General features: G+C 42.7%; 24 protein-coding genes and 1 pseudogene. 9 read left to right on the forward strand and 16 right to left on the reverse strand.

Annotated features, from left to right (window positions below; translation table 11 throughout):
* Nucleotides 1–81 precede the first annotated feature (81 nt).
* Nucleotides 82–690: a CPBP family intramembrane glutamic endopeptidase gene (locus tag QVE09_RS04955; RefSeq protein WP_315935927.1), complete on the forward strand. Its 609-nt coding sequence runs from the start codon at nt 82–84 to the stop codon at nt 688–690.
* Nucleotides 691–713: 23 nt separating this feature from the next.
* Entirely contained in the window at nt 714–1469 is a 756-nt protein-coding gene (locus QVE09_RS04960; RefSeq protein WP_315935928.1) for a MerR family transcriptional regulator, read from the forward strand.
* Nucleotides 1470–1561: 92 nt separating this feature from the next.
* On the opposite strand, the gene QVE09_RS04965 is transcribed toward QVE09_RS04960, so the two are convergent.
* Entirely contained in the window at nt 1562–1927 is a 366-nt protein-coding gene (locus QVE09_RS04965) for a cupin domain-containing protein (protein ID WP_315935929.1), read from the reverse strand.
* Between the two features lie 141 nt (nt 1928–2068).
* On the opposite strand from QVE09_RS04965, the gene QVE09_RS04970 reads away from it, so the two are divergent.
* A complete protein-coding gene (locus QVE09_RS04970) occupies nt 2069–2935 on the forward strand; it encodes a LysR family transcriptional regulator (RefSeq protein ID WP_315935930.1) in 867 nt (288 codons plus the stop codon).
* An 18-nt stretch (nt 2936–2953) separates the two neighbouring features.
* On the opposite strand, the pseudogene QVE09_RS31520 reads toward QVE09_RS04970, so the two are convergent.
* A pseudogene (locus tag QVE09_RS31520) lies at nt 2954–3052 on the reverse strand (FAD-dependent oxidoreductase); the annotation flags it as partial.
* Nucleotides 3053–3067: 15 nt separating this feature from the next.
* Nucleotides 3068–4630 carry an FAD-dependent monooxygenase gene (locus tag QVE09_RS04975; RefSeq protein WP_397386999.1) on the reverse strand — a complete coding sequence of 521 codons (1563 nt, stop codon included), beginning with the start codon at nt 4628–4630 and terminating at the stop codon, nt 3068–3070.
* Nucleotides 4631–4757: 127 nt separating this feature from the next.
* On the opposite strand from QVE09_RS04975, the gene QVE09_RS04980 reads away from it, so the two are divergent.
* A complete protein-coding gene (locus tag QVE09_RS04980; RefSeq protein WP_315935931.1) occupies nt 4758–5396 on the forward strand; it encodes a TetR/AcrR family transcriptional regulator in 639 nt (212 codons plus the stop codon).
* 184 nt (nt 5397–5580) lie between these two features.
* On the opposite strand, the gene QVE09_RS04985 is transcribed toward QVE09_RS04980, so the two are convergent.
* The 6 genes from QVE09_RS04985 to QVE09_RS05010 all read right to left on the reverse strand — a co-directional run bounded on the left by QVE09_RS04985 (nt 5581) and on the right by QVE09_RS05010 (nt 10711).
* Nucleotides 5581–6933, reverse strand: coding sequence for a glucoamylase family protein (locus QVE09_RS04985; RefSeq protein WP_315935932.1), 1353 nt, complete (start codon nt 6931–6933; stop codon nt 5581–5583).
* A 287-nt stretch (nt 6934–7220) separates the two neighbouring features.
* Complete coding sequence (locus QVE09_RS04990; RefSeq protein ID WP_315935933.1) at nt 7221–7697, reverse strand: hypothetical protein; 477 nt, start codon at nt 7695–7697, stop codon at nt 7221–7223.
* Between the two features lie 20 nt (nt 7698–7717).
* On the reverse strand, nt 7718–8089 hold the full coding sequence (locus QVE09_RS04995) for a hypothetical protein (protein WP_315935934.1): 372 nt from the start codon (nt 8087–8089) through the stop codon (nt 7718–7720).
* A gap of 18 nt (nt 8090–8107) precedes the next feature.
* Nucleotides 8108–8851, reverse strand: a complete 744-nt coding sequence (locus QVE09_RS05000; RefSeq protein ID WP_315935935.1) for a hypothetical protein — start codon at nt 8849–8851, stop codon at nt 8108–8110.
* A complete protein-coding gene (locus tag QVE09_RS05005) occupies nt 8851–10158 on the reverse strand; it encodes an SPFH domain-containing protein (protein ID WP_315935936.1) in 1308 nt (435 codons plus the stop codon). The genes QVE09_RS05000 and QVE09_RS05005 overlap by 1 nt, the downstream gene beginning before the upstream one ends.
* Nucleotides 10159–10441: 283 nt before the next feature.
* A complete protein-coding gene (locus QVE09_RS05010) occupies nt 10442–10711 on the reverse strand; it encodes a DUF6809 family protein (RefSeq protein WP_315935937.1) in 270 nt (89 codons plus the stop codon).
* 251 nt (nt 10712–10962) lie between these two features.
* On the opposite strand from QVE09_RS05010, the gene QVE09_RS05015 reads away from it, so the two are divergent.
* Entirely contained in the window at nt 10963–11949 is a 987-nt protein-coding gene (locus QVE09_RS05015; protein ID WP_315935938.1) for a serine hydrolase domain-containing protein, read from the forward strand.
* Between the two features lie 92 nt (nt 11950–12041).
* On the opposite strand, the gene QVE09_RS05020 is transcribed toward QVE09_RS05015, so the two are convergent.
* Entirely contained in the window at nt 12042–13064 is a 1023-nt protein-coding gene (locus QVE09_RS05020) for a serine hydrolase domain-containing protein (protein ID WP_315935939.1), read from the reverse strand.
* Between the two features lie 143 nt (nt 13065–13207).
* Nucleotides 13208–13801: a TetR/AcrR family transcriptional regulator gene (locus QVE09_RS05025; RefSeq protein ID WP_315935940.1), complete on the reverse strand. Its 594-nt coding sequence runs from the start codon at nt 13799–13801 to the stop codon at nt 13208–13210.
* A gap of 184 nt (nt 13802–13985) precedes the next feature.
* Between QVE09_RS05025 and QVE09_RS05030 the strand changes: the two genes are divergently transcribed.
* Nucleotides 13986–14924, forward strand: coding sequence for an alpha/beta fold hydrolase (locus QVE09_RS05030; protein ID WP_315935941.1), 939 nt, complete (start codon nt 13986–13988; stop codon nt 14922–14924).
* A gap of 141 nt (nt 14925–15065) precedes the next feature.
* Here QVE09_RS05030 and QVE09_RS05035 read toward each other — a convergent pair whose 3' ends face one another.
* Both QVE09_RS05035 and QVE09_RS05040 read right to left on the reverse strand, forming a co-directional pair.
* Nucleotides 15066–15794, reverse strand: coding sequence for a DUF1361 domain-containing protein (locus QVE09_RS05035; protein ID WP_315935942.1), 729 nt, complete (start codon nt 15792–15794; stop codon nt 15066–15068).
* Between the two features lie 29 nt (nt 15795–15823).
* On the reverse strand, nt 15824–16360 hold the full coding sequence (locus QVE09_RS05040) for a hypothetical protein (RefSeq protein WP_315935943.1): 537 nt from the start codon (nt 16358–16360) through the stop codon (nt 15824–15826).
* A gap of 362 nt (nt 16361–16722) precedes the next feature.
* Between QVE09_RS05040 and QVE09_RS05045 the strand changes: the two genes are divergently transcribed.
* A complete protein-coding gene (locus QVE09_RS05045) occupies nt 16723–17364 on the forward strand; it encodes a spore coat protein (protein WP_397387012.1) in 642 nt (213 codons plus the stop codon).
* A gap of 238 nt (nt 17365–17602) precedes the next feature.
* Complete coding sequence (locus QVE09_RS05050; RefSeq protein ID WP_315935944.1) at nt 17603–18556, forward strand: hypothetical protein; 954 nt, start codon at nt 17603–17605, stop codon at nt 18554–18556.
* Between the two features lie 99 nt (nt 18557–18655).
* Here the strand turns inward: QVE09_RS05050 and QVE09_RS05055 are convergent, their stop codons facing one another.
* Nucleotides 18656–19588, reverse strand: coding sequence for a sigma-70 family RNA polymerase sigma factor (locus QVE09_RS05055; RefSeq protein WP_315935945.1), 933 nt, complete (start codon nt 19586–19588; stop codon nt 18656–18658).
* Between the two features lie 34 nt (nt 19589–19622).
* On the reverse strand, nt 19623–20069 hold the full coding sequence (locus tag QVE09_RS05060) for a carboxymuconolactone decarboxylase family protein (protein ID WP_249912302.1): 447 nt from the start codon (nt 20067–20069) through the stop codon (nt 19623–19625).
* Nucleotides 20070–20354: 285 nt separating this feature from the next.
* On the opposite strand from QVE09_RS05060, the gene QVE09_RS05065 reads away from it, so the two are divergent.
* Nucleotides 20355–21401 carry an aromatic ring-hydroxylating oxygenase subunit alpha gene (locus tag QVE09_RS05065; protein ID WP_047843487.1) on the forward strand — a complete coding sequence of 349 codons (1047 nt, stop codon included), beginning with the start codon at nt 20355–20357 and terminating at the stop codon, nt 21399–21401.
* 92 nt (nt 21402–21493) lie between these two features.
* Here the strand turns inward: QVE09_RS05065 and QVE09_RS05070 are convergent, their stop codons facing one another.
* A complete protein-coding gene (locus QVE09_RS05070; protein ID WP_315935946.1) occupies nt 21494–21727 on the reverse strand; it encodes a hypothetical protein in 234 nt (77 codons plus the stop codon).
* Between the last annotated feature and the right edge of the window lie 8 nt (nt 21728–21735).

The raw sequence follows: 21735 nt of genomic DNA on the forward strand, positions 1-21735 counted from the left end.
ATTCTGATAAAAAAATCGGTTGCGGGGGACGCTACGTCACAATCTATAATGAAAAAAAATGTGATAGAAGGAGTTTTCATTATGTCTGAGACCCATGCAAAGGAACAGTATAAAATACTGTTGCTAGCATTATTAACGCAATCAGCTTTTCTATTTATTGGATTGGTTTTTATTGGAATATTTAAGTGGGGAGGAATGTTACCATTTATAGCTTCCTTATTCATGCCTAACAAGATTAGTATGTTATCCACAATCATCATGGGTCTTATTTTTAGTTTTTTTATTACTACGATTGTTCTAATTACATTCACCAGAACAAGAACAGAACTCCCTACAACTGAGGGGTCAGATATGATTAAAAAAATAATGATCAGACCAAGTGGTATAGCTTTGACGGCGATAGGTGGTATATTTGAAGAATTCTTTTTTAGAGGTGTCCTGATCGGATTATTTATTGGATATTCTTTGGTCGTGGATTGGCTCGTCATTCTAATAAGCACTTTTCTATTCTGGATAATACATGTTCCTCAATATAAAGGAACTACGGGTATCCTTATAGTTGTGTTTGTAAATGGTTTGATTTTTGCACTACTCTTTTATTTTACGGGGTCGTTAATTCCCCCAATCCTTGCACATGTCATTTATAATATTTCTATTGGAATAATTCTGGCACGAAAATACAAGAACTGATTATTTGAAAAGAGGGACGTTAGATGCGATTAACAGTGAGTAAATTTGCAAAGCTGGCGGACACAACAGTTCGTACGTTACGACATTATCGACAACTTGGCATATTGGTACCCTCACAAAAAAACGAAAATGATCATTATGTATATGTAAATGAGGATTTTAAAAGGCTTCATGAAATCCAATTATTGCAAAGTTTAGGACTTTCATTAAACGAGATTAAAGTCTGTTTGGAAAATCCGCAATATTCTTTTGATGAAATAGTTAGAGTACAAGAACAATCGCTTAAACAAAAGAGAAAAGCTATTGATTGTTCTTTAGCATTAATTGAACGAATAAAATGGTTAACGGAGAAAGATCAATTCAATGAATTAAACTCAGAATTACTCATGCTGCTTATGAACTCGATGCGTGTTGAGGAGGCTCAAAAAAAGCTGCTTCAAAAGTATGTTTCTACAGATATGATTGAAAAGGTGTTTCCAGAGGATATCTCTAAGCAAACTTACTTGGATGAACAAATATACAATTTGTTATTGCTTGTCCATCGAGCTGCCGTAAACGATCTTAAACCAGATCATCCTTCCATACAGCAACAGTTGAAAGACCTCATTGCAAATACCCAATTCAATAATCTGATTCTCAATGACGAAATAAAGAACGAAGAATTTTATAAAAACGTAAAACCCTATGAGTCGTTGGTACCTAAACATACCATGGATTTTTTGACAGAAGCATTTGAGGTATTAAATACGAAGAAGAAATCCTCTAAAGGATCTCGATAACTACCAATAAAAAAAGCCGCTATCTAGGCGACTTTCAATGGAACAATATTATTGTATCCTGACAGTATGTCTGTATTGTTTCATCAACTTCATTAGATCCAAATATCATTGACTGCTGTTAATTCCGACTCGGTTTCGCCAGTATTTACTACTCCCCTGGGCTCTACCATCATGATATGACATTCCTGGTGTGCAAACGTTTTGTGTTCGTCTCCTTTTGGTACAATGAACATCTCTCCTTCGGAAATCTTTACTTGGCCATCGCGGAAATAGATAAACATCACCCCTTTGATCACGATAAACACCTCATCGGTATCTTGATGATCGTGCCATACAAAATCCCCTTCGATTTTAACCAATTTAAACTGATAATCATTCATTTCACCAATAACTTTTGGAGACCAATGTTCATTGAACTTAGATAATTTTTCATTAAAATTAATAGGGTGATAACTCATATTAAACACTCCTTCTTCAACCCATTGGCAATGGTGTTAATCCCTCTGATTCATTCAGTTTACATCCTATAATGCATCACGTAAAATTAAATAAAAGGATATAGATCATCATCATTTGTGATGCAAAAGGAGACGGCTTTTTTGGATATTAGGTCTTTAGAAGTGTTTAAGGCAGTAGCCATTGAACAAAGCATCACCAAGGCTGCTGAGAAATTGAATTATGTACAGTCCAACGTTACTGCACGAATACAACGTCTTGAGCAAGAATTGGGCGTTCCTCTGTTATATCGATATCATAAGAAGGTATCCTTAACGCCGGCAGGACGTGAGCTGTTGCCGCATGTAAACAAGTTGCTTTATGATTTCGAGGAAGCGATTGAGGCAGTTAAGCTTTCATCTGCCCCGCGGGGAACCTTGCGCATTGGAGCTATGGAGTCAACTGCTTCTACACGATTGCCATTGATCTTCACACAATATCACAAGAAATTTCCACAAGTAGAATTAAGCTTATATATGGCACCTACCGTAGATCAAGTAAGTACCATTCTCGAATATAAGGTAGACGGTGCATTTGTGGATGGACCCATTCTTCATCCGGAGATTGTTGAATACCCTGTGTTTGAAGAATCTTTAGTTTTGATTACGAGTTTCTCTCCCAAGCCCTTTCAATTAGAATCGATTTTACATGAACCACTGCTTTCGTCTTTCGCCCATTGCATCTATTTGGGACGTTGGCAGCGATGGCTAGAGGACAATGGTTATGCTTCTATGAAGGTCATGGAATATGGCACACTAGAGGGTGTCCTTAAATGTGTCGAGAACGGGCTAGGAGTCACTGTTTTACCCGTGTCGATGGTTGAATCACGCATAGAGCAGGGGAAAATTAGCTGTCATCCATTACCAGAATCGTATGGAAAAGTGCCCACGGTGTTTATAAGACGACGTGACTCGTACATGACAAGTGCTCTCTCACAATTTATGGAGCTGGTGGGCATAACTAATTTTTGATTTATTTCCATATGCTCACTAGCGTGTTTGGCGTGAGCCTTTCTCCGCCAGAATTGCCGAAGCCGCACCTGCGGCCTCGCCCATCGCAAAGCAATTCGGCATGACTCGGACAGAACCTTGGGTCGCTCGATCCTATGATAAGCCACACAAATTCAAGTAATTCAGGATCGATGCGGTATCATCAAGGGAGGTGCGCAGGGCGATGTAACCGTCAGGACGAATCAATACAAGTTCTTTACTTGCAACATCGTAAATTCGATAGGCGTTCCCTGCAGTGTCAATTATGCCTTCCGCCCCCTCCACCTTCGATGGAAGGATATAATGCAAGTGGAGTGCATCGTTCCTGAAGTTCTTCAGAGAAGGATCGATGTAGTTTGCAAAAGCCAAAAGTGTCCAGTGTGGGCCGCGCAAGAGGTCAAAGACACTTCCTGCAAACCCGGTACCTTGCAGTCCCGTAGCATTAGGAGCACGATCTCCAGGAAGTAAACGGGTAGCCTTTGTTCGAGCAGACGGATGGGTAAGCGAACTTGAACGATAGGAAATGAGGAGCCCACTCGTCAGATCGTCGGATATGGTGCTCAAGGATTGGGACAACCCTCCGCCTTCTGTCGCCGTTCCTATGACGCCTCCCATCTTCTTTGTGCTGTCTTTAAGCACGGCTTGAGCCACTGGGCGGCGCTCTTCATCGTACGTGTCGAGTAAGGCGGTGTCCGCTCCGCGGATGACAGCCGCCAGCTTCCAGCCGAGGTTGTATGCATCCTGTATTCCCGTATTCATGCCTTGACCGCCGGCCGGCGAATGAACATGAGCCGCATCACCGGCAAGAAAAACCCGGTTGTTTCGGTAACATTCAACCATACGAACGTTGACCCGGTAAATGGACAACCAAGAAGCATCCGTAAGCCGAACGCGTCTGGACCCGGCGCGACGGTCAAACATGGCTTGATACGCCTCTAGCGACGGCTGCTCTGGTTCATCGATGTCTGCCGGAATTGTAGCCTGCAGTTGCCAAATATCGGATTTTGGCAGCGGCGTCACCCCGACCATCCCCTCCGAAGAAGTCCAGATATGGATATGGTCACGATCTAACCCTTCCAATCGTACATCGCCAAGATACCATCGCTCATGATCATGTGTTTCGCCAACCAACGGTAAGTGAATAAATTTACGGATGTTGCTTTTGCCCCCGTCAGCGCCGACTACATAACGAGCACGAATTTGCTCTTCTCCTTGTGGTGTATTCACGTTTACCGTTACACCATCCACATCCTGAACAAGCCCTACAGCTTCCATACCCAACTCAACTTGACCGCCAAATACTGCATATCGGTCGCGCAATGCTTTTTCCACATCAAATTGAGCAATCCAGACCGGATCACGATAGGGTGTCTCAAGTTCGGCGCTGGCTGCAACGGTAATAGTCGGCTTGTCCACACTTCTGCCATCTGCGGTATAATAACGAACAGGCAAGTCCACAACACCTGTATCAACAATGTAGTGAACGGCTTCCAAATCATCGACGACTTCAAGCGAGCGAGGCTGGATTCCTTTGGCGCGAGATGCAACGTTATACACGGTGCTTCGTTCAATAATACGATGGTTGACGTTTCGACGGGCAAGGTCGCAGGCAAGTGTAAGCCCTGTGGGTCCGGCCCCAACAATGAGAACATCAACAATAGACGGTATGGTGTTCATGGATAAAAACCTCCTTGATCATTGATTTGATACGCTACATTTGTTACACTACACCGTACAGTGTAGTTTGTAAAGCAGGACTCTAATCGAATTCTGAAAGTATACCTATACAGGGGGAAACGTAAGAATGGATAATACGGAAAACAAGAGAATTCGCAAAGGTTCTTCAGACAAACGAGCTAAAATTATTGCAGCGGCACGAGAGCTGTTTCTTTCAGACGGGTTTGATCGTTCCAGCGTCGATGCGGTCGCAACTAAAGCCGGAGTTTCCAAACGGACAGTTTATGATTATTATGGCGACAAACAGAACCTACTGCTTGCCGTTGTTGAAGAATCCAGTTCGGCGGTTCTGGTCATGATTGAGCAAGGGATTTCAGACCACCTCTGGAAATTCGAAGATCTTGAGCAGGCACTCATCTTATTTTGTGAACAAATCGTAGCTTCTGCAAACGGTTCGTCCGATTACAAGGCTTTGATCCGTCTGGTTATGGTGGAAGCTGCCAACCTGCCAGACTCGTTTTTTGAAAGGCTGGATAACGCAACTGAAGAGGGAATTATCAGGAGGTTTACAGAGTTTGGACAAAACGGACTGCTCGATGTGATTGATCCTAAAATGGCTGCAAAGCACTTCGCTGCATTAACGTTTTTATTGGTATTCAATCAACCGGGAAAAATCGGGACATTAGAGGAGGAACAAACTAAACGTATCATCACTGAAGGCGTACGCGTCTTTCTTTGCGCTTATGCCCCACAACGTAAGTCTTAAAATCGCCATTGTAAATGCCTTTTCTTTTTCCGGATAAATTCCATAATCTAATCGATCTGCGACTTCATTATCAATGGTAAACGCAAAAACGGAACGAAGCATGCTGATACCCTGCTTCGTTCCGCCCATCTTTTTATCTTCGTCCCATTTCGTTAGTAAACTTGCTCTAATCTAAAGCAACCCTTTATTGAATGGAAAAAACTTCTTTTTTCAATAATTCTTCTGGTGTCTGCCCTATCACATCACTGTGAAAATAATCGCGGATAACGCCATCTTGAAGATAGTTAGCGATCGATACCATAATCATCCCTTGATCCAGTGCCAGATAAGCTTTTGTAAGTTCTCCCGTTTCAACATTGACTGAGTCATAGAACCCATATTTGCCAAACATTTTGAAGTTCTTTAAAGCTTTAATATTCTTTCGAACAGCTTCAGGGGCATAATCCAAGGCAAGGAATGTTGCGTGTGCTGTTACCGTTGCTCCATCTTTATAACCTGAGGTACCTAACGGCGTTGCTGCAAACTCACTGTAACCTGTTGGAGTTGCAGAAGGTGAAAAGCCCCATGCGGCATACCCTTTTTCTTTGGCATATTCGATCTGCAATTCGACATGACGCTGATTGTTCAATCCCAAAGCTTGAGTACCCAGCTCTTTTTCCTTTATGACCATACCGGGCATAAGAGCTTCAAACATGCTGCCTCCCCAGCTTGGCACGAACTTTTTATCCTTGTATACATAACTTCCTTCAAACACATCCACTCCATCGTACTTAACGGATTTGCCTTGAGGAATCTGAGCTTGCCAATCCCATTCTTGAGGTAATGTGCGATACATCTTCCACCAATGTTCTTGGGGAACGTCACCTTTCCCAATGGCAATATAGCTGCCTACACGTGGTTCCGTATAAAACATCCCATAATGGTGGTCCGTCAGCGCGCCTTTAGCCACATCATAACCTCCGCGGAATTGGCCGACTTCAGGATCATATAGCGGAGTATAATTCATATTTTCAACCAACTTGCTTGTTTCCCCATAAAGTTCTTCATAGGCTTGCCCAACAACAATTAAACCAGCGGATAACCAGCCATTATCGACTTGGGAAATAAATTGTCCCCAATCTTTCTTCACTGACCCGTCATCTGTGTTATACCAGTTATAAAATAGGCCGTTCCACTTTTCTAACTTTTCGAGGGAATTTATAGTCGTTTGCAGGCGATGTACAGCTTCTTTCTTAGAAATAATGCCCAATTGTTGCGCTGAAACGGTACTCATCATATACATTGCGATGTTCGTGGGCGAGGTACGTTTAGCTTCTTCTGTCCCGTTTTCAGTGAGCCGTACTTCATCGTAAGTCAAGCCGGTATTCTGATCCGTATAGTCCTCAAAAAACGTATAGGTCTTATATGCAATCGCTTTCAATTCTGCTCGAAATCCAATTAAATGGCTTGAGTCACCTGCTGAAGCCATAGGAGTTAAAGCTAGATTAGCTAACAGACAAAAAGTTAAAATGAAGCTGAATTTTTTTGCTTTTTTCATAATTTTCTCCCTTCAAATGGATTCGAAACGTTTCGTGTATATGTTATCATAATTTTCCCATTTCCGTAAACAAGAAAATAAAACGCTTACAAAAACTGAATATAATATGGATTACTTATAAATGTAAATTCGAAACGTTTCATTATCGGGACCACATTAAGGCAACTCACGTGGAATTATATGACGATTTGATCGTTTGGGGGACTTTTAGATTCAAAATTGAAGAGATAAAAAGCCTGACTCCATAGGAATCAGGCTAACCCTTCACGTATCCATTCTGAACCGTTCTAAGTTGCTACAACTGTTGTTCCGCAATACTCGCAGTCCGTTGATTGCTTAGGAAGCACTTTTGCCTTCGCCCCACATCCCGGGCAACTCACTGAAACAGGTCTTTGTGGCTCTTCAACTTTTTCTTCTACTTTCTCTTCAGTGTTTTCCTTATCCGAGAAATTGATCTCTGTATAGTTAATTGTATTATGATTGCTGTAATTCACGGTGTTACTATTGTAACTTGAATAAGTATGCGGATTCACATCTTCACGATCGGAATCACTTTCATAGACTTCACTATAAAACTTTCGCTCCGGGACTCGTTTTTTTCTCAGCAACGCAATACCCAAATATAAAAATAAAAATTCAACGATAATAACTCCAGCCATAGCAATGAGATTTTTAGTACCTCTGAAATTATTTGCATTAAACATGGCAATCGGGATCGCAATGGCATAAAACATGAAAAAGAGTCCAAATAACTTCCTTAACAACACGATTCCTCCTATGCAGTTTACGAGATCCTCATCGTTGTTCCGCAATACTCACAATCCGCAGACAAAGTAGGATATACCTTTACCTTGGCTCCACACCCTGAACAATTCACGGCTACAGATTCTTGAGGTGCCTCGTCATATTTCTCATGATGCTGATCTTCGTAATATTGATTATCATTAGAATCGTAATGATGGTGTTGTTCAGTGTTAGAACGAGATTTAGGTCGACCACACATTTTAATGCCCGTAACAAGTACGATAACCCCTGGTATAAAAAACACAATTGTACTAAAAATGGCCATCTCCGTTCCTTCAGACAGCATGATTAAAGAGAACAGGATCGTCAGACACGAAATGATAATTAATATAATTCCAAAAAATCTTTTCACGGCATTTCCTCCTGCAATTTATGATTTGCATGTCATGATCTGTTGATTGCGCTCTTTCAAACGGAACTTTAACTGGGATAGTTGCGAAGCAAGACGTTCACTATTTACCAATTCCCCTGCTTCGTATTGATTTGCAAGCTCACTGTTCATCAATTCAATGTCCATCAAGATCTGGCGGTCATTTTTCTCAAGTGAATCCGGAGTGATTGGGTCACTATACTTTACAAGTTCAATTAATGATTCAACGGTTTTGCGCTCCTCTTCCACAGTTAGGACGGGTTGTTGCACCATGGTGTGAAGCAATTGCTGTAAAGCTTTTTCGATTAAATGTAAGTTTCCGATTTTTGTATGTTCATCTGCTTCATGACGGCGCGCACTCTGAATATAGATCATAATGATTCCGCACAAAATAATTGCGATCGCAATCGTTACCGTGTGTAACAATACGAACCAGCGAAACGCATGATCTGCTGAACCTGTTAACAACGTGTAGATCATCACACAAATCAGATAAATAACCAATACTACACCTAACGCTGTGTAACCTGGAACAAATCGTTTAAACCTATCCATATTTTGCATGATGAACCGTGCGTAGATCCAAATAGCCGTAATCGCTACATAAGAAGCAACGAGATTCATCCAAAACGAAAATGATAGTAGCGCATGATTAAACAGCGTAAATGAGACGATTGACGATACGAACATGCATATGAAATAGACAACATCCAAAATCAAGAGATTGCTCCGTTTTACCATCACTATGACTGTCCTCCTTCTTGCAGATTGTTTCCGCAATCGAGACAGAACTTCTGGCCGGGTTTTACTTCATGTTGGCACCGACTACATTTCAAGCTTAAACTTGTGCCACAGTTGCCACAGAATTTTGTATGACCGGAATTCATATGGTTACAATTTGGGCATGGGCTAGGCATCGGTTGATGACATTGGATACATTCCAATGCGTTCTCCGCATTATCCGCCCCACATGAAGGACATGCATGGTATTTGTCACCACAGTTAGAACAGAATTTGGTTCCCTTTGGCAAGGCATGTCCACAATTATTACAATCTGTTGTTGCTACCGATTTTTCGGCTAATGAATTGCCACATTTGCTGCAAAAAGAGCTGTTCTCCTGGTTCGGATGATGACACTGCTTACATATACTTACTGCAGGCGTTTCCTTCGTAGACATCACTTTAGACATCTGGGACATCTCGCCACTGAAAGAACCACCCAGACCAACCCCCATGCCCATACCAAGCCCTGCGCCCATGATGTCTGACTGCATGCTTCCTTCATTCTTCGCTGCACCTTCAAGCGTATCAAACGAACGTTCTTGCTGGTATGTGTACCCAATGATATCCATCTCAGCTTTGCGTGCCAGCGCTTCTCTTAATCGAATGACTGAAGGGTCTTCTTCGGGCAGATTGACATTGTGAATATACAGGTTAATTAACTCAATACCAAATTCTTCAAAAGTAGAAGCTACCGTATCTGCAAAATGTCGTGATATCTCGGCGATATAGGCATTGATCTCCAAAACACTTACTTTTCTATGTATTAGATATGATGACAACATGGAGTTAATATTCATGATAATCAGCCCGCGGAAGTAATTAATCATATTAACTTGGTTAAACTCAGGCAGTGTGCCCACAAGCTTGACCAAAAACTTTCGTGAATCCGAAATTTTAATTCCCATTTGTCCAAATGTTCTTACGGGAACAATAATATTATACTTGGGATCCTGGATCTGAATCGGATTCGCCGTTCCCCATTTAACGTCCAATGCGCTTACTTGATTGACATACCATACTTCTGCTGCAAAAGGTGATTTTCCTCCGAACGGAAGGTTAACGAGTCGGTTCAAGATTGGGATATTCGCAGTATTCAGCGTATGCCTTCCGGGTCCAAACATATCAAGCGCTCTTCCATCCTTGAAAAGAATTGCTTGTTGAGATTGATTCACAATTAACTGAGTCCATGTTCCCAGTTCAGTCTCAGGATGTTTCCAAGCAAACACATCAGGTGAGCCATCATACTTAATTACGTCAATAATCGCCATGTTTAATTCCTCAATTCAGTATTAGATTACTATAATTTACTAAAAAGTTCTTTTGCTAAAACACTGATTCTACACTATTTCCTATTTTATTGATCTTCCATCTACTTGTTCTATGTTTAGGCATTGATATTTTACCATTTCTAACCTTAATACGCACTAACACAGTTCATGTTTCATATGATATTTTTCCTATATTGGCATGTTCATATTAGTAAAAACCTCTTCCACATGGTAATAGGAAAGAGGTTAACTATGTAACCACAAATTGTGAAAAACCAAAATATTAGCTTGTGAATCCACTCTCGATCATAATCAACGTCCCAATTTTGAAACCACTCGCAAAAGCCTCTTTTGAATGTATAGAGTGAACTTGATCCATCATATCAAACAATACCTCGAGTTGTTTAAAGTCATCCTCCGAAAGCTTTCTCTGGAATTTTTCGATATAAGCTGTAATCTCCTTATTAATAGCTCGATACGCCGAATCTTTAGGAACAATACGTTCTTCTGGTCTCAGGTTACCGTAATATAATTCTTCTATTATATTTCCCATTTCACATCCCCCTTTCTCTAATAAATGTCTTGTGCTCTTCTCATGACAATTATATAAGATTGACAGACAATGCTGGGGATTTATGCGATATTCGCATGGGTTTCTTATCGCTTACATTGAAAATAGCATTTTACATGCTTACTGTAACATAATAATGTAGCGCTTGTTGAGCCCTACCTCGGGAGTATGCTAAGATAATGGACACCTATTTCCACATAATTTCTAACAAATAACCGCACAGAAAGGACACTATGAATCCTTCATCACTGTCATCCAAGTTAGAACGTATCATTCCACCGCTGGATCTGCGAAGCTGCCTGGTCAGCGTACGCGGTGAGATTATGTATGAACACTACCGCAACCAAGAAGCTGCGACCGATATTGCAAAAATCAATTCATGTACCAAGAGTGTGCTGTCCGCACTCATCTGTATAGCAATGGATAAAGGTTTGTTGCCAGAGGCATCAACCCCAATCTCCACCTTTTTCCCACAGTTGACATCCGATCCTGACCCGCGCAAACCAGCGATTACACTGGAACAACTGCTCACCATGACAGCCGGATTCAACTGGGACGAGTTCGGTGGGCAGAATTCATTCCCTCGCATGACCCGCACCGATCATTGGGTGGATTTTGCGTTGGAACAACGGTTAAGTCATGTACCGGGTACACATATGGAGTACAACTCAGGAGTATCACAGATCCTATCCGCCATTCTGATGCAAAATGCAGGTATGAACGTAGCCGCGTTCGCAGAACGTTATCTTTTTGAGCCGCTGGGAATTAAGGATTATGAATGGGAAAGCGACCCCCAAGGTGTACACACCGGCGGATTCGGTCTTAAGATGTTACCCGTAGATCTGCTGAAATTTGGTCAGCTTTTTCTACAGCAAGGAATGTGGGAAGGGGAGTCTCTCATTTCCAATCATCTCGTTACCCGTTCTACGCAGCCATTCATTACAGTCAGCCCACCTAATTACGGCAGTTATGCTTGGCATTGGTGGGTCGATGTCTATCCGAATGAAAGGTCTGTTGCCGAAGATAGTGCTTCTGAGAACGACAGACCCAATCTCCATTATTATTACGCGCGAGGATTTGGTGGTCAGTATGTATATATTGTTCCAGAACTTGAACTCGTTACCGTGTTAACCAATGACAAACGAAAGAAAGAGAAACCTCCGCTGGATGTTTTCCCTCGTTTAATCGCTCCTGAACTATGGAAAATGTTATACATGTAAGCCGTACTTTTATCTTGTTCGACCCATGGTTAAACCAATGAACCCTCAACCTGTTGTAGGATAACCAATCCATAGGCTGAGGGTTTATTTTGTTATGCCAATGCTTCTTCGATGGCAACCGTGATTGGATACGGACCAAACTCTTGATTCGAGAGCACAACCAGTTGTAGATCATAGTCTGGATACACGGAAGACATGAACGACACCCCTGGATCAAACCCCATGACATGAAATTTGAAAATCCCTTCCCCCTTGCGGTCAATCCAGATACCCTGCCCATAATACTCTTCACCTTCTTGATGAGCATGTGGAGTTAATAACTGCCGTGTTGTCTCAGCATTCAACAATTGGTGATCCAGCAAAGCATCCCAAAATCGAATCATATCCGGCGCCGTAACATAGGCCCCACCATCTGATCCACCTTTGACAGGAATGGAGAACATATTGGTGTTCCATGAGCCATCTTCATGATCGATATACCCTAAAGCCGTGTTACGCGGAAGCTGATCTGTTACGAAATAACCGGAGTCCTTCATGCCAATCCTTTTGAAAATGTGCTCTTCCACAACATCTGTAAACGACAGTCCTGAATGCTGTTCCACGATTAGCCCTAGCACAATGAAACCCGCATTGTTGTAGTGAAAACGTTCACCCGGAGACGACTTCATCGGCAACTGCTGAAACATGGGCAGAAAGTCACTTAATCGCCGCATCGCGTAGACGGGTCTCTCTTTCCACAATTCTGAAAAGTCATCCATCACTTCTTCATCGAAATAATCGGGAATGCCTGACGTGTGTGTTAACAACTGCTGGATGGTGATTCCTTCGTCCCACAGTGGAAACTCCACATCCAACACATCCGTAAGCTTGGAATCCGCGGACAACTTGCCTGCTTCAATTAGTTGGCATATACTCACTGCCGTGAAGATCTTACATCCTGATGCAATCCCAAAGCGTGTATCCACCTGATTGGCAAGCTCTTCACTGCGATTCGCATAACCACGTTTCATATTCAAAAGGGTTTTCCCGGCTTGCTGGAGTAATACAACACCCGAAAAATTCACGTGTTCCATGACTTCTTCTACTTTTGTTGTCAGCTCTACTGCATTCAACATTTTGTTGTTCACCTACTTGTCTATGTATTCATTACATTCTCATTCTTAATTCTTCGTCATATCCTGTATACCTGCCACATTTTCATAAAAAGAAGGATTACTCCCTTATAAAAGGAAATAACCCTTCTTCAAACAACGCAATATTAAGTTTGACAAAGCATGCTCAAATGCTGTTCAATCACTTGTTCCACTCGTTTTACCGTAAGTCTATCTGGCTGCATTAACATATGAATGGCGAGTCCATCCACAACAGCATATAACTTCTCTATCTCCATCTCGGCATCCAGTTCAGGATGTGTCATGCCCTGCTTCTGCAACTCCTGTATTACCCACTGAGCAGACCGATACATCCCTTGATGCATCTGATCACTTAACTTTTTTAATTCGGGGTACACCAATAATTTGGCTGTAAACGAAAACCAGACCTCCATTTCCATCATTCTGTCTTCGTCCAACGGCAGAAATTGCAAGAGCAGATTCTTCATATCCTGCAGGACAGATCCACTCATCTGTAACGCCTCCACCCTTTTCTGTACCCGTTCTGCAAAAAGGTTCATACAAAAGGTGAATAATTCGGCCTGTGTGGCAAAATAATGACGCATAGAACCTACAGATAGTCCCGCTTCCTTCGCTATATTCCGAACTGTAGCATGCTCCAGTCCATGCTCTTGTATGACCCGTATTGCTGCATCAGCAACGATTTTCCTTTGAGCTTCATGATCTACGATTTTTGGCATGACAACATTATACACCAAACTTCTCTTTTTGTAATACACTGTGCTATAATCTTTTTAACACATTGTATTAAATAGAAAAACAGCCTGTAGGAGAGGAATTCATAAAATCATGCATACAACTACCCCCACCTCGAAAAGCAAGAAATTCAGATTTTCCATCTTAATAGTAAGGCTATTCTGCACAATGCTACTCCTGTTCGTTGCAGCATTTCTTTACGAGTGGTTTGCTTCGTCGCAGGCCAAAAAGGATTTTCCACCTCCGGGTACGTTAGTTCAAGTCGGCGGTTACCAACTGCACATTCATAAACAAGGCAATGGCTCGCCGACCATACTTATGGAGGCTGGAAGTGGTGAGACGAGTTTGTCGTGGAGAGAAATTCCTGCGGCACTCGCCCAACATGCAACGGTGGTCACGTATGATCGTGCAGGATATGCCTGGAGTGAATCTGCCCCTACAGAACGTACAGGTGCGAATATCGTCAAAGAGTTACATGCAGCTCTGGAGAAGGAGAATATCCAGGGACCTTACGTTATGGTAGGTCATTCCCTTGGTGGTATGTATGCCAGACTCTTTGCACAGACCTATACAAGTGAGGTTCAGAGCCTAGTCCTCATTGATGCGAGACCTGAGGATGATGAACAGAATACTAAGGCTATGTTGGAACAGGCTCAGTTTCAGGGAAACCCGTCTGCCTTCCTCCTATCCTTACTGAAGTTATCCGGCGCTTTCAGATTATTTCCAGACTTTTTGCTTGATGGTCTGGTTGCCAAGCAAGATCGGAATACTTTTGTTAATGTGATTGCTACTCCTTCCTATTTTCACGCCAAAGAAGAAGAAGCCCTCCACGCTCATTCAACAGAAGATGCCATTCGTGGCCAACGTCTTGGATCAATCCCTGTACGTATCATTGCACGTGGACGTCCTCAAGAATATGCTCAAGCAGGGATTCCGGTTGAGATTGGGCAGAAGCTTGAAGCCATATGGCAATCGGGACAGCGTAACATGTTGAATATATCGAAGGATAGTCAGCTTATCATGGCCACACGCAGTGGTCATATGGTTATTCACGATCAACCCGAACTGGTTGTGAAAACAATCCTTGAGTTAATCTCTGATAAGTAGAGGTATTTTTCTTCAGAAGTTCCTGCGCTCGATGCAATGTTAAAGGGCTGTTCCAATAGCCATGAATATGACTTGGAACAGCCCTTTAAGCAATATAAATTAAGATTAGATCGAATGAGTTCGGCCTTAAAAAAACATACGTTAGCGTAACGCTTGCAGGTCCGCCTCAGGACTTCCTGCACTCTTCTTCATTTCACGGGGAGACCTCGTATTGATCAGATAATACAAGGTGGCATAGATTGTGAGGATAAACGTGCCAAAAAACAGGCAAAACGCAAGAGACGGGCGGCTTACACTTTCGTGCATCAGCTCAATCAACGTCTCACGATTCGTCAGTGCATCCCAGCTATTCAGTCGATATACACGCCCAAGCAATACTCCATAACTCCCTAAAGCACAGCCAGCCAGTACAAAGATCCAGGATGCCCAGCGTCCAATTCGGTGATAGATCACTTCCTGAAGCTGATACATCGACAGGAATCCAAGCAGGAGTCCAGTCCAGACAAACATCAATACAACACTCAAGTCGTACCAATACGTGTAGTCGACCCCATTACCACCATAATACCGGGAACTTCTTGCTGTCAGATGAACCAAATCCGTTACAATATAAGAAGAGTTCGGGAAAAATAACAACCACAGCATCCCACTTGCGACTGCTAGCCATATGGCACCTTTCCATTTCACATCAATTAGAAGATAGGATGCATAAGAGAACACAAAAGGAATCCAGCCCAAGAACAGATTCCAGATCAGGAAGCGGAAATAACGCTGATCCAGCCAATCTGCGGCTACATAGTACAGCCCAAGCGTTACTACTGTGACCACACTAAGGAAAATAAATATGCGAATATAATTCAGTTTTCTCAATGTTTCTGACCTCACTTGATAAAATTCAATTAATTTTGAAAATATCGGATGATTTCTTCCTTATTCTTTTCCACGCGCAAATTCAATCCACGTTTATCCTTTAATCCATACTGCTGTAATTCATGACCTGGATCAAGCACCAACGGTTTCGTCGCCACATCAACCAGCAAGTCCATCGTCAATTGATAGGTTTCCCGTATCTTGTCCATCGGCAGAGAAGATTCATACCGTTTAATCAGCTCAATCAGACGTTCAGCATACACAAGACGAACCATACTGTCAGCACTCTTCAATTGTCTCGATGCAAATGCTGTAATTGCCATAATAATACTGGGTTCTGTCCGATGTTTGGCAATCAACGCAAGCTCATCCACCGCATCCCAATTCATGATAGACAGCTCGGAACTTAATTGTTGAATCCGCTCCCCTATCCATTGTTCTTCTAACTCTTGGGGTACATCCCAGCGCTTATAGTCGGCATATACGCCTTCTCGATGCATCTGTATAGCGCTCCCGTAATGTTTGAGGAACAAATCCTTTGCTACACCCCAATCGGTCTCTTCCATCTTTAACCACCACCATGCCTATTCCTATTTGTGCAAATATTCCTAACATATTACATAAACTTACTACTCTACAAGCATACTATAGAAGTTGAACTATACATTTGCACGAGAACGCAGAGGACAGAAACAAACTACAGAAGCGAAGCGTTCGCTAAAAGCTTTCTACAAGAAAGCTACTTCGGAAGCATAAGCTTATCACCGGATTTTCACCTTTGTAAAATTGAATTAAAAATCTGGGGATAACAGCGATCGGAAGGTTGTTCTGTCATCGGAGTGGCAAGTGTAAATATTCTTTCGTTCAACTTATATAGAATCATACCATTTACCAAAGGAGAATCAAATTTACAATGAATCCAAATTCCATGAACCCTCAGAATTTAGTACAACCTACATTGAACACCAATCCAAATATCACCCCTAACATGAATCATGGCGGTCATGAGATGTTCGATGTGCATGAGATTCTGTCCTCCACCATTAACGTGCTGGATCAATATATGATCTTTCGTACATTTGTGCAGAGTCAGGAACTGATTGGCATTCTGGACCGGCAATACAATTTCATATTATCCCAGTACAATCTGACAGCAGAGTGTTTTGCATCCGGACAGAAGCCTCATCAAGAGACAGCAACCTATATGATCCCCAACATCGAACCACCGGTATATGGCCTTAAGCCCTCAGCACCGAAAAAGCCAAACCAGAGCTTGGCCGATGTAAAGGATGCCGGGATTAGTGCTCATATGTTGGGACTGATTAAGTCACATGCGAGTCTGCTCGGCATGTCCTGCAGCGAGATCACCAATGGTACGGTTCGCCGAGTCATCGCTTCTCAGATCCAGCATTTTATCGAGATGGCCTATGAAATTTTCATGTTCCAGAATAAAAATGCCTATTATCAAGTACCTCAACTCAATCCAAGTGATACACAACAGATGCTTCAGGCATATATTCCAGCAACCGGAGCACCTCAGATGCCTACCAGCAATAAACCACTTCATTAATAAGAAAATAAAGTCCGATTCCCCAGAACAGTCTCTTCAACCCATACGGGTTTTAGAGGCTGTTCTTTGGTTATTTATAATCATTTCCTACTGAAGACACTTGATTCGCTTACCAGAAACTGGTTTAATCAAAGACAGCACTTACATATTCAACATACGGATCCTACATATAAAATACGGTAAAATGCAGTTAAAACCAAATTCAAATGGCTTTTTTTCATTATAAGGAGGTATACAAATGAGATGGAAGCAACCTGCTAAACTTGGTTTACTGGCTATGGCTCTCGGCTGTACTGCCATTGGCTCAATAATCACACCTTCAACAACACTGGCTGCACCTGTTCCCACTTCCAAAGCGGTGTTTCATCAATTCCAAACCTATCGAACAGAAGCAGTAAAGTCCACAGAAAGTCTGGTTAAAGCACGTAAATACCTGATGAATCATATCGATAAAGTCGGTCCTTGGCAGGCCACACTAATGACGCTGCAACTGGAGAACATGCAGAACTTGAAGCTGGCTGATATGGATCAGAAAATGTATACGGAACAGTTTCAACAAGCCTTGTCTCAAGCCCATGAACAACTTGGTTACGAACAAAAGCTTACATTTAGTCGTCTGCTGAAAGAAATTAAAGATTCGACCGTGAAGAAACTTCTGCAGGAAGCATCAGATCTCGGGTTCAAACTAGAAACCAGTGAAGGCTTGTATTACCCCATCATCAATTATGAGATATACCAAAAGTTCAAGCCCTTCGTCCAGGCAGACATTGCTGCCTACATTAAAATAATGGCTACCGAGTCCAACCAAATGACAACTTCAGATGGTGGCATTATCATCCCTTGGAACGAATTAATCCAGCGTGCATTGGAGAAAGAAGCCTTTTTGAACAACTTCCCGAATTCCAATCGCACATCAGCAGTGAAGCAAGGGTTATTTGTGGATTATCTGTTTTACGGAAGTGACAACACACCTGCTTATGATTGGTACACGGATGAAGAAATTCGCACCATGGACCCTGAGGTGAAACGGGCTTACGAGAAAGCTTTGGCTTACCGGGAGCCCCATACGCAGAGTGTTCTTCTGGATGCCATGCAAAAGATTTTGCTGGTTCTCAATCAGAACAATGATGAGCTTACACCTGAAGTCAGAGCAATCATTGAACCTGTTCAACAACAATTTGCCTCTGAATAATTGGATGCTGGATAGCAAAATGTGAATGCAAAAAAAGCGGCAGTCCTCGAGACAGAGGTTGCCGCTTTTAAGCTTACATATCAAGTCATTACATTTTGATCAAAGAGTTGAAGTGCCTATTGATGTAAGTTTGTTCGGATTAACGACGAGATACACGCCCTCAATCCTCTCTCCGGAAGCGTCCAACTCCAAACAGAGTACCTCGGACAACTGCCCTTCTTTCATCAACGCAAGTTGAAGTTCGCCATTGATCCACATGGGTACCCATTCTCTTTCACGCAATCGCGTAAGGACTCGCCGTGAGGTCAGGAGTGCAAGTACACCTTTATGAACGTTCATTGTTCTCATAACCGTATGCACAACGCCACCGCCATCTGCTGTAAATACAGGCTGATCCGCCAGTAACTCCAGCATGGCAGAGACGTCATAACGAAGGAAAGCCGTTGTAAAACGGCTCAGCAATTCACCTTTAGCTATCATATCCGCATCACTCTGCTCAATCGGCGGAAGTCTTTCAGGCAAGTTCCGTCTGGCGCGGCTAAAGATTTGACGGCAGTTACTCTCCGTTTTGCCCAGCCAATCCGCTATTTCGGAATAATCATATCGGAACGCTTCACGAAGGACAAAAACAGCCCGTTCCATGGGCGATAGACGCTCCAACATGACCAGATAGGCGTAGGAGATCAGCTCTTTCTTCTCCATCGTTTCCTCTGGCATGTTGGCCTCTTCACTGTCACCCATCGGCTCTGGCAGCCACTCACCAACATAACTTTCCCGCTGATTACGGGCTGAATTTAGCAGATTCAAGCTTCGGTTCACAACCAGTCTGGCGATGTAGGACTTGGGATTACGAATATCCTGAGACGTGCTCTGAATCCCCGCAAAGCAATCCTGCACAATATCTTCAGCTTCTACCACACTGCCCAGCATGCGGTAAGCTATTGAAAATGCATAATTTTTATAACGAATATACAACTCCCCAACATCCAGAGAAGACACTTCTGGCTCATTGGCGTGGAGATTGAAATTCATGAGAATGGCCCCCTCTGGCATGGTGCGTGTAGTTTTAGTTAAAGCAACCCGGATACATCCCTGTTGTAATCGCAATCCGGTTCCAGTTGTTAATCGTGTTAATGGCCAGGATCAGATCCACCAGTTCGGATTCACTGAAATGTTCACGAACCTTATCGTACAACGCAAGTGGTACACCGTGTTCCGAGATTCGGGTCACCGCTTCAGCCAGCTCCAGCATAACACGTTCTTGATCCGTGAAGAAAGCCACTTCACGCCACACACTCAGCAGGAGAATATGATCCGCATAATCTCCCAGTTTCATCAGATCTTTGGCATGCATATCGAGACAAAAGGCGCAGCCATTGATCTGGGACACGCGGATTTTTAACAACTCATACAATACTTTATTTTCAAATTGCCCGGATATATATTGCTCCATTGCCATCATCGCTTTAAAAGCGCCTGGACTCACTGCTCTGTAGTTCGTTCTTAAATTCATTTCTCATTCGCCTCCGTCATTTGGTTTACATACTGTAGACAAATGACGGCCGGGATCTGTGACATTCTTTGCGAAAACTTTTCACTACTAACATCTGACGTAATGAAAATCTGAAAATTTCCGTATTCATGTACGGTTTTTGCTGTATCGTTTGTGATTTCAACCAAAAGTAGGTTGGATATATTGATACTTTGACCAAAAGAGGTGTAACATACGGCTAATCAAGTTAACTTTTCTAACATTAAAAAGAGAATCGTTTATTCATATCGGCAAGGAGTGTTTACGATGATAACTTCCAATGCAAACCGTAATGTGACGTCCGAATTACCTAGAGGGTGTACGTTCACCGCTGAAGACTGGCATGTATTATCCCAATATTGGTATCCGGTAGCCCAAGCAACCGAAGTAACAGACAAACCACTGGCTGCTCAATTACTCGATGTGAAGCTGGTCCTTTATCGCAGTAATGATCAGGTTGTGGTAGCCAAGGATCTTTGTTTTCACCGCGGGGCCCCACTTAGCAAAGGCTGGGTAGAAAATGGCGAGATTGTCTGCCCTTATCATGGTTTCCGTTATAATTGTGAAGGAAAATGTACCGCAGTGCCTGCGCACCCAAGCTCCAAGATCTCGCCTAAGCTCAAACTCATTGTGTACCCGGCAGTTGAACGTTATGGCTTGATCTGGACCACTTTGGCAGGAACGGAAGAACAGATCCCCTCCTTCCCTGGATGGGATGATCCGGATTATATCAATATTTTGCCACCCAACTTTGACATTGCTGGTTCCTCTGGACGACAAATGGAGGGATTCCTGGATGTTTCCCATTTTGCCTATGTGCATACCGAAACGTTTGGTGACCGAAACAACACAGAAGTCCCCCAATACAAAGTGAAACGCGAAGGTAATGAGTTACTGGCCGAGTATTGGAGTACGGTGAGTAATTATGGCAAAGGGCAGGATCTTGTTGCACCTGAAGGTTTCCAATGGCTGCGCGAGTTTCGAGTGTTCCCACCTTTTGCGGCTTCTCTTACGGTACATTTTCCAGGAGACGACAAGCTGAATATTCTGAATTGTGCTTCGCCGATCTCTGCCCGTTATACACGTTTATTCTGTCCAATCACACGCAATTTTGACAAAGACGCTCCGATTGAAGACACAATCAAGTTCAACTTGCAGGTCTTTGAAGAAGACCGCGAGATGGTCGAGTCACAGAAACCGGAGGATCTGCCCCTTGATCTGCATGCCGAGGCCCATATCCCCGCAGATCGTACTTCGATTGCTTATCGTCAATTATTAACGGAGCTTGGCTTGGGACGAAATTACACATCCTGAACTTAAACCACCAACAAAAAGAAGATGTCCTCCGCCATGTTGAAGGCGGATGAGGCATCTTCTTTTTCCGTTTGCACGCATTGTGGTACCAGCTAGAACAGTTTTGCTTCCATAAGTTTGGCTAACAACGCTTTGAAATCTTTCAGTTCCGCCTTTTCGACCAGCTGCGATTCTAATTCATTAAATCTTTCTACGACAATATACGCATTTAAAAATAAACCCAAATGATCTTTAGCCATAGCTTCTGCATTGTCTTGATCCGAAGAATAACCTGAAATCACAGCATAAGCAAACTTTTCCGGATCAATTTTCATTTTGGATTTCATTATGCATT

Source organism: Paenibacillus sp. ClWae2A, from assembly GCF_032452295.1.
In the GTDB taxonomy this organism is placed as follows: Bacteria; Bacillota; Bacilli; order Paenibacillales; family Paenibacillaceae; genus Paenibacillus.

Bases quoted from the DNA above. Each gene is read 5' to 3' on its own strand.
- QVE09_RS05005 (WP_315935936.1), bottom strand. From the start codon at position 10,158: ATGGCGATTATTGACGTAATTAAGTATGATGGCTCACCTGATGTGTTT.
- QVE09_RS04985 (WP_315935932.1), bottom strand. From the start codon at position 6,933: ATGAAAAAAGCAAAAAAATTCAGCTTCATTTTAACTTTTTGTCTGTTA.
- QVE09_RS04960 (WP_315935928.1), top strand. From the start codon at position 714: ATGCGATTAACAGTGAGTAAATTTGCAAAGCTGGCGGACACAACAGTT.
- QVE09_RS05060 (WP_249912302.1), bottom strand. From the start codon at position 20,069: ATGAATTTAAGAACGAACTACAGAGCAGTGAGTCCAGGCGCTTTTAAA.
- QVE09_RS05055 (WP_315935945.1), bottom strand. From the start codon at position 19,588: ATGAATTTCAATCTCCACGCCAATGAGCCAGAAGTGTCTTCTCTGGAT.
- QVE09_RS05025 (WP_315935940.1), bottom strand. From the start codon at position 13,801: ATGCCAAAAATCGTAGATCATGAAGCTCAAAGGAAAATCGTTGCTGAT.
- QVE09_RS05020 (WP_315935939.1), bottom strand. From the start codon at position 13,064: ATGTTGAATGCAGTAGAGCTGACAACAAAAGTAGAAGAAGTCATGGAA.
- QVE09_RS04955 (WP_315935927.1), top strand. From the start codon at position 82: ATGTCTGAGACCCATGCAAAGGAACAGTATAAAATACTGTTGCTAGCA.
- QVE09_RS05045 (WP_397387012.1), top strand. From the start codon at position 16,723: ATGAACCCTCAGAATTTAGTACAACCTACATTGAACACCAATCCAAAT.
- QVE09_RS05040 (WP_315935943.1), bottom strand. From the start codon at position 16,360: ATGGAAGAGACCGATTGGGGTGTAGCAAAGGATTTGTTCCTCAAACAT.
- QVE09_RS05070 (WP_315935946.1), bottom strand. From the start codon at position 21,727: ATGAAATCCAAAATGAAAATTGATCCGGAAAAGTTTGCTTATGCTGTG.
- QVE09_RS04965 (WP_315935929.1), bottom strand. From the start codon at position 1,927: ATGAGTTATCACCCTATTAATTTTAATGAAAAATTATCTAAGTTCAAT.
- QVE09_RS05010 (WP_315935937.1), bottom strand. From the start codon at position 10,711: ATGGGAAATATAATAGAAGAATTATATTACGGTAACCTGAGACCAGAA.
- QVE09_RS05030 (WP_315935941.1), top strand. From the start codon at position 13,986: ATGCTACTCCTGTTCGTTGCAGCATTTCTTTACGAGTGGTTTGCTTCG.
- QVE09_RS04975 (WP_397386999.1), bottom strand. From the start codon at position 4,630: ATGAACACCATACCGTCTATTGTTGATGTTCTCATTGTTGGGGCCGGA.
- QVE09_RS04980 (WP_315935931.1), top strand. From the start codon at position 4,758: ATGGATAATACGGAAAACAAGAGAATTCGCAAAGGTTCTTCAGACAAA.
- QVE09_RS05065 (WP_047843487.1), top strand. From the start codon at position 20,355: ATGATAACTTCCAATGCAAACCGTAATGTGACGTCCGAATTACCTAGA.
- QVE09_RS05015 (WP_315935938.1), top strand. From the start codon at position 10,963: ATGAATCCTTCATCACTGTCATCCAAGTTAGAACGTATCATTCCACCG.
- QVE09_RS05050 (WP_315935944.1), top strand. From the start codon at position 17,603: ATGAGATGGAAGCAACCTGCTAAACTTGGTTTACTGGCTATGGCTCTC.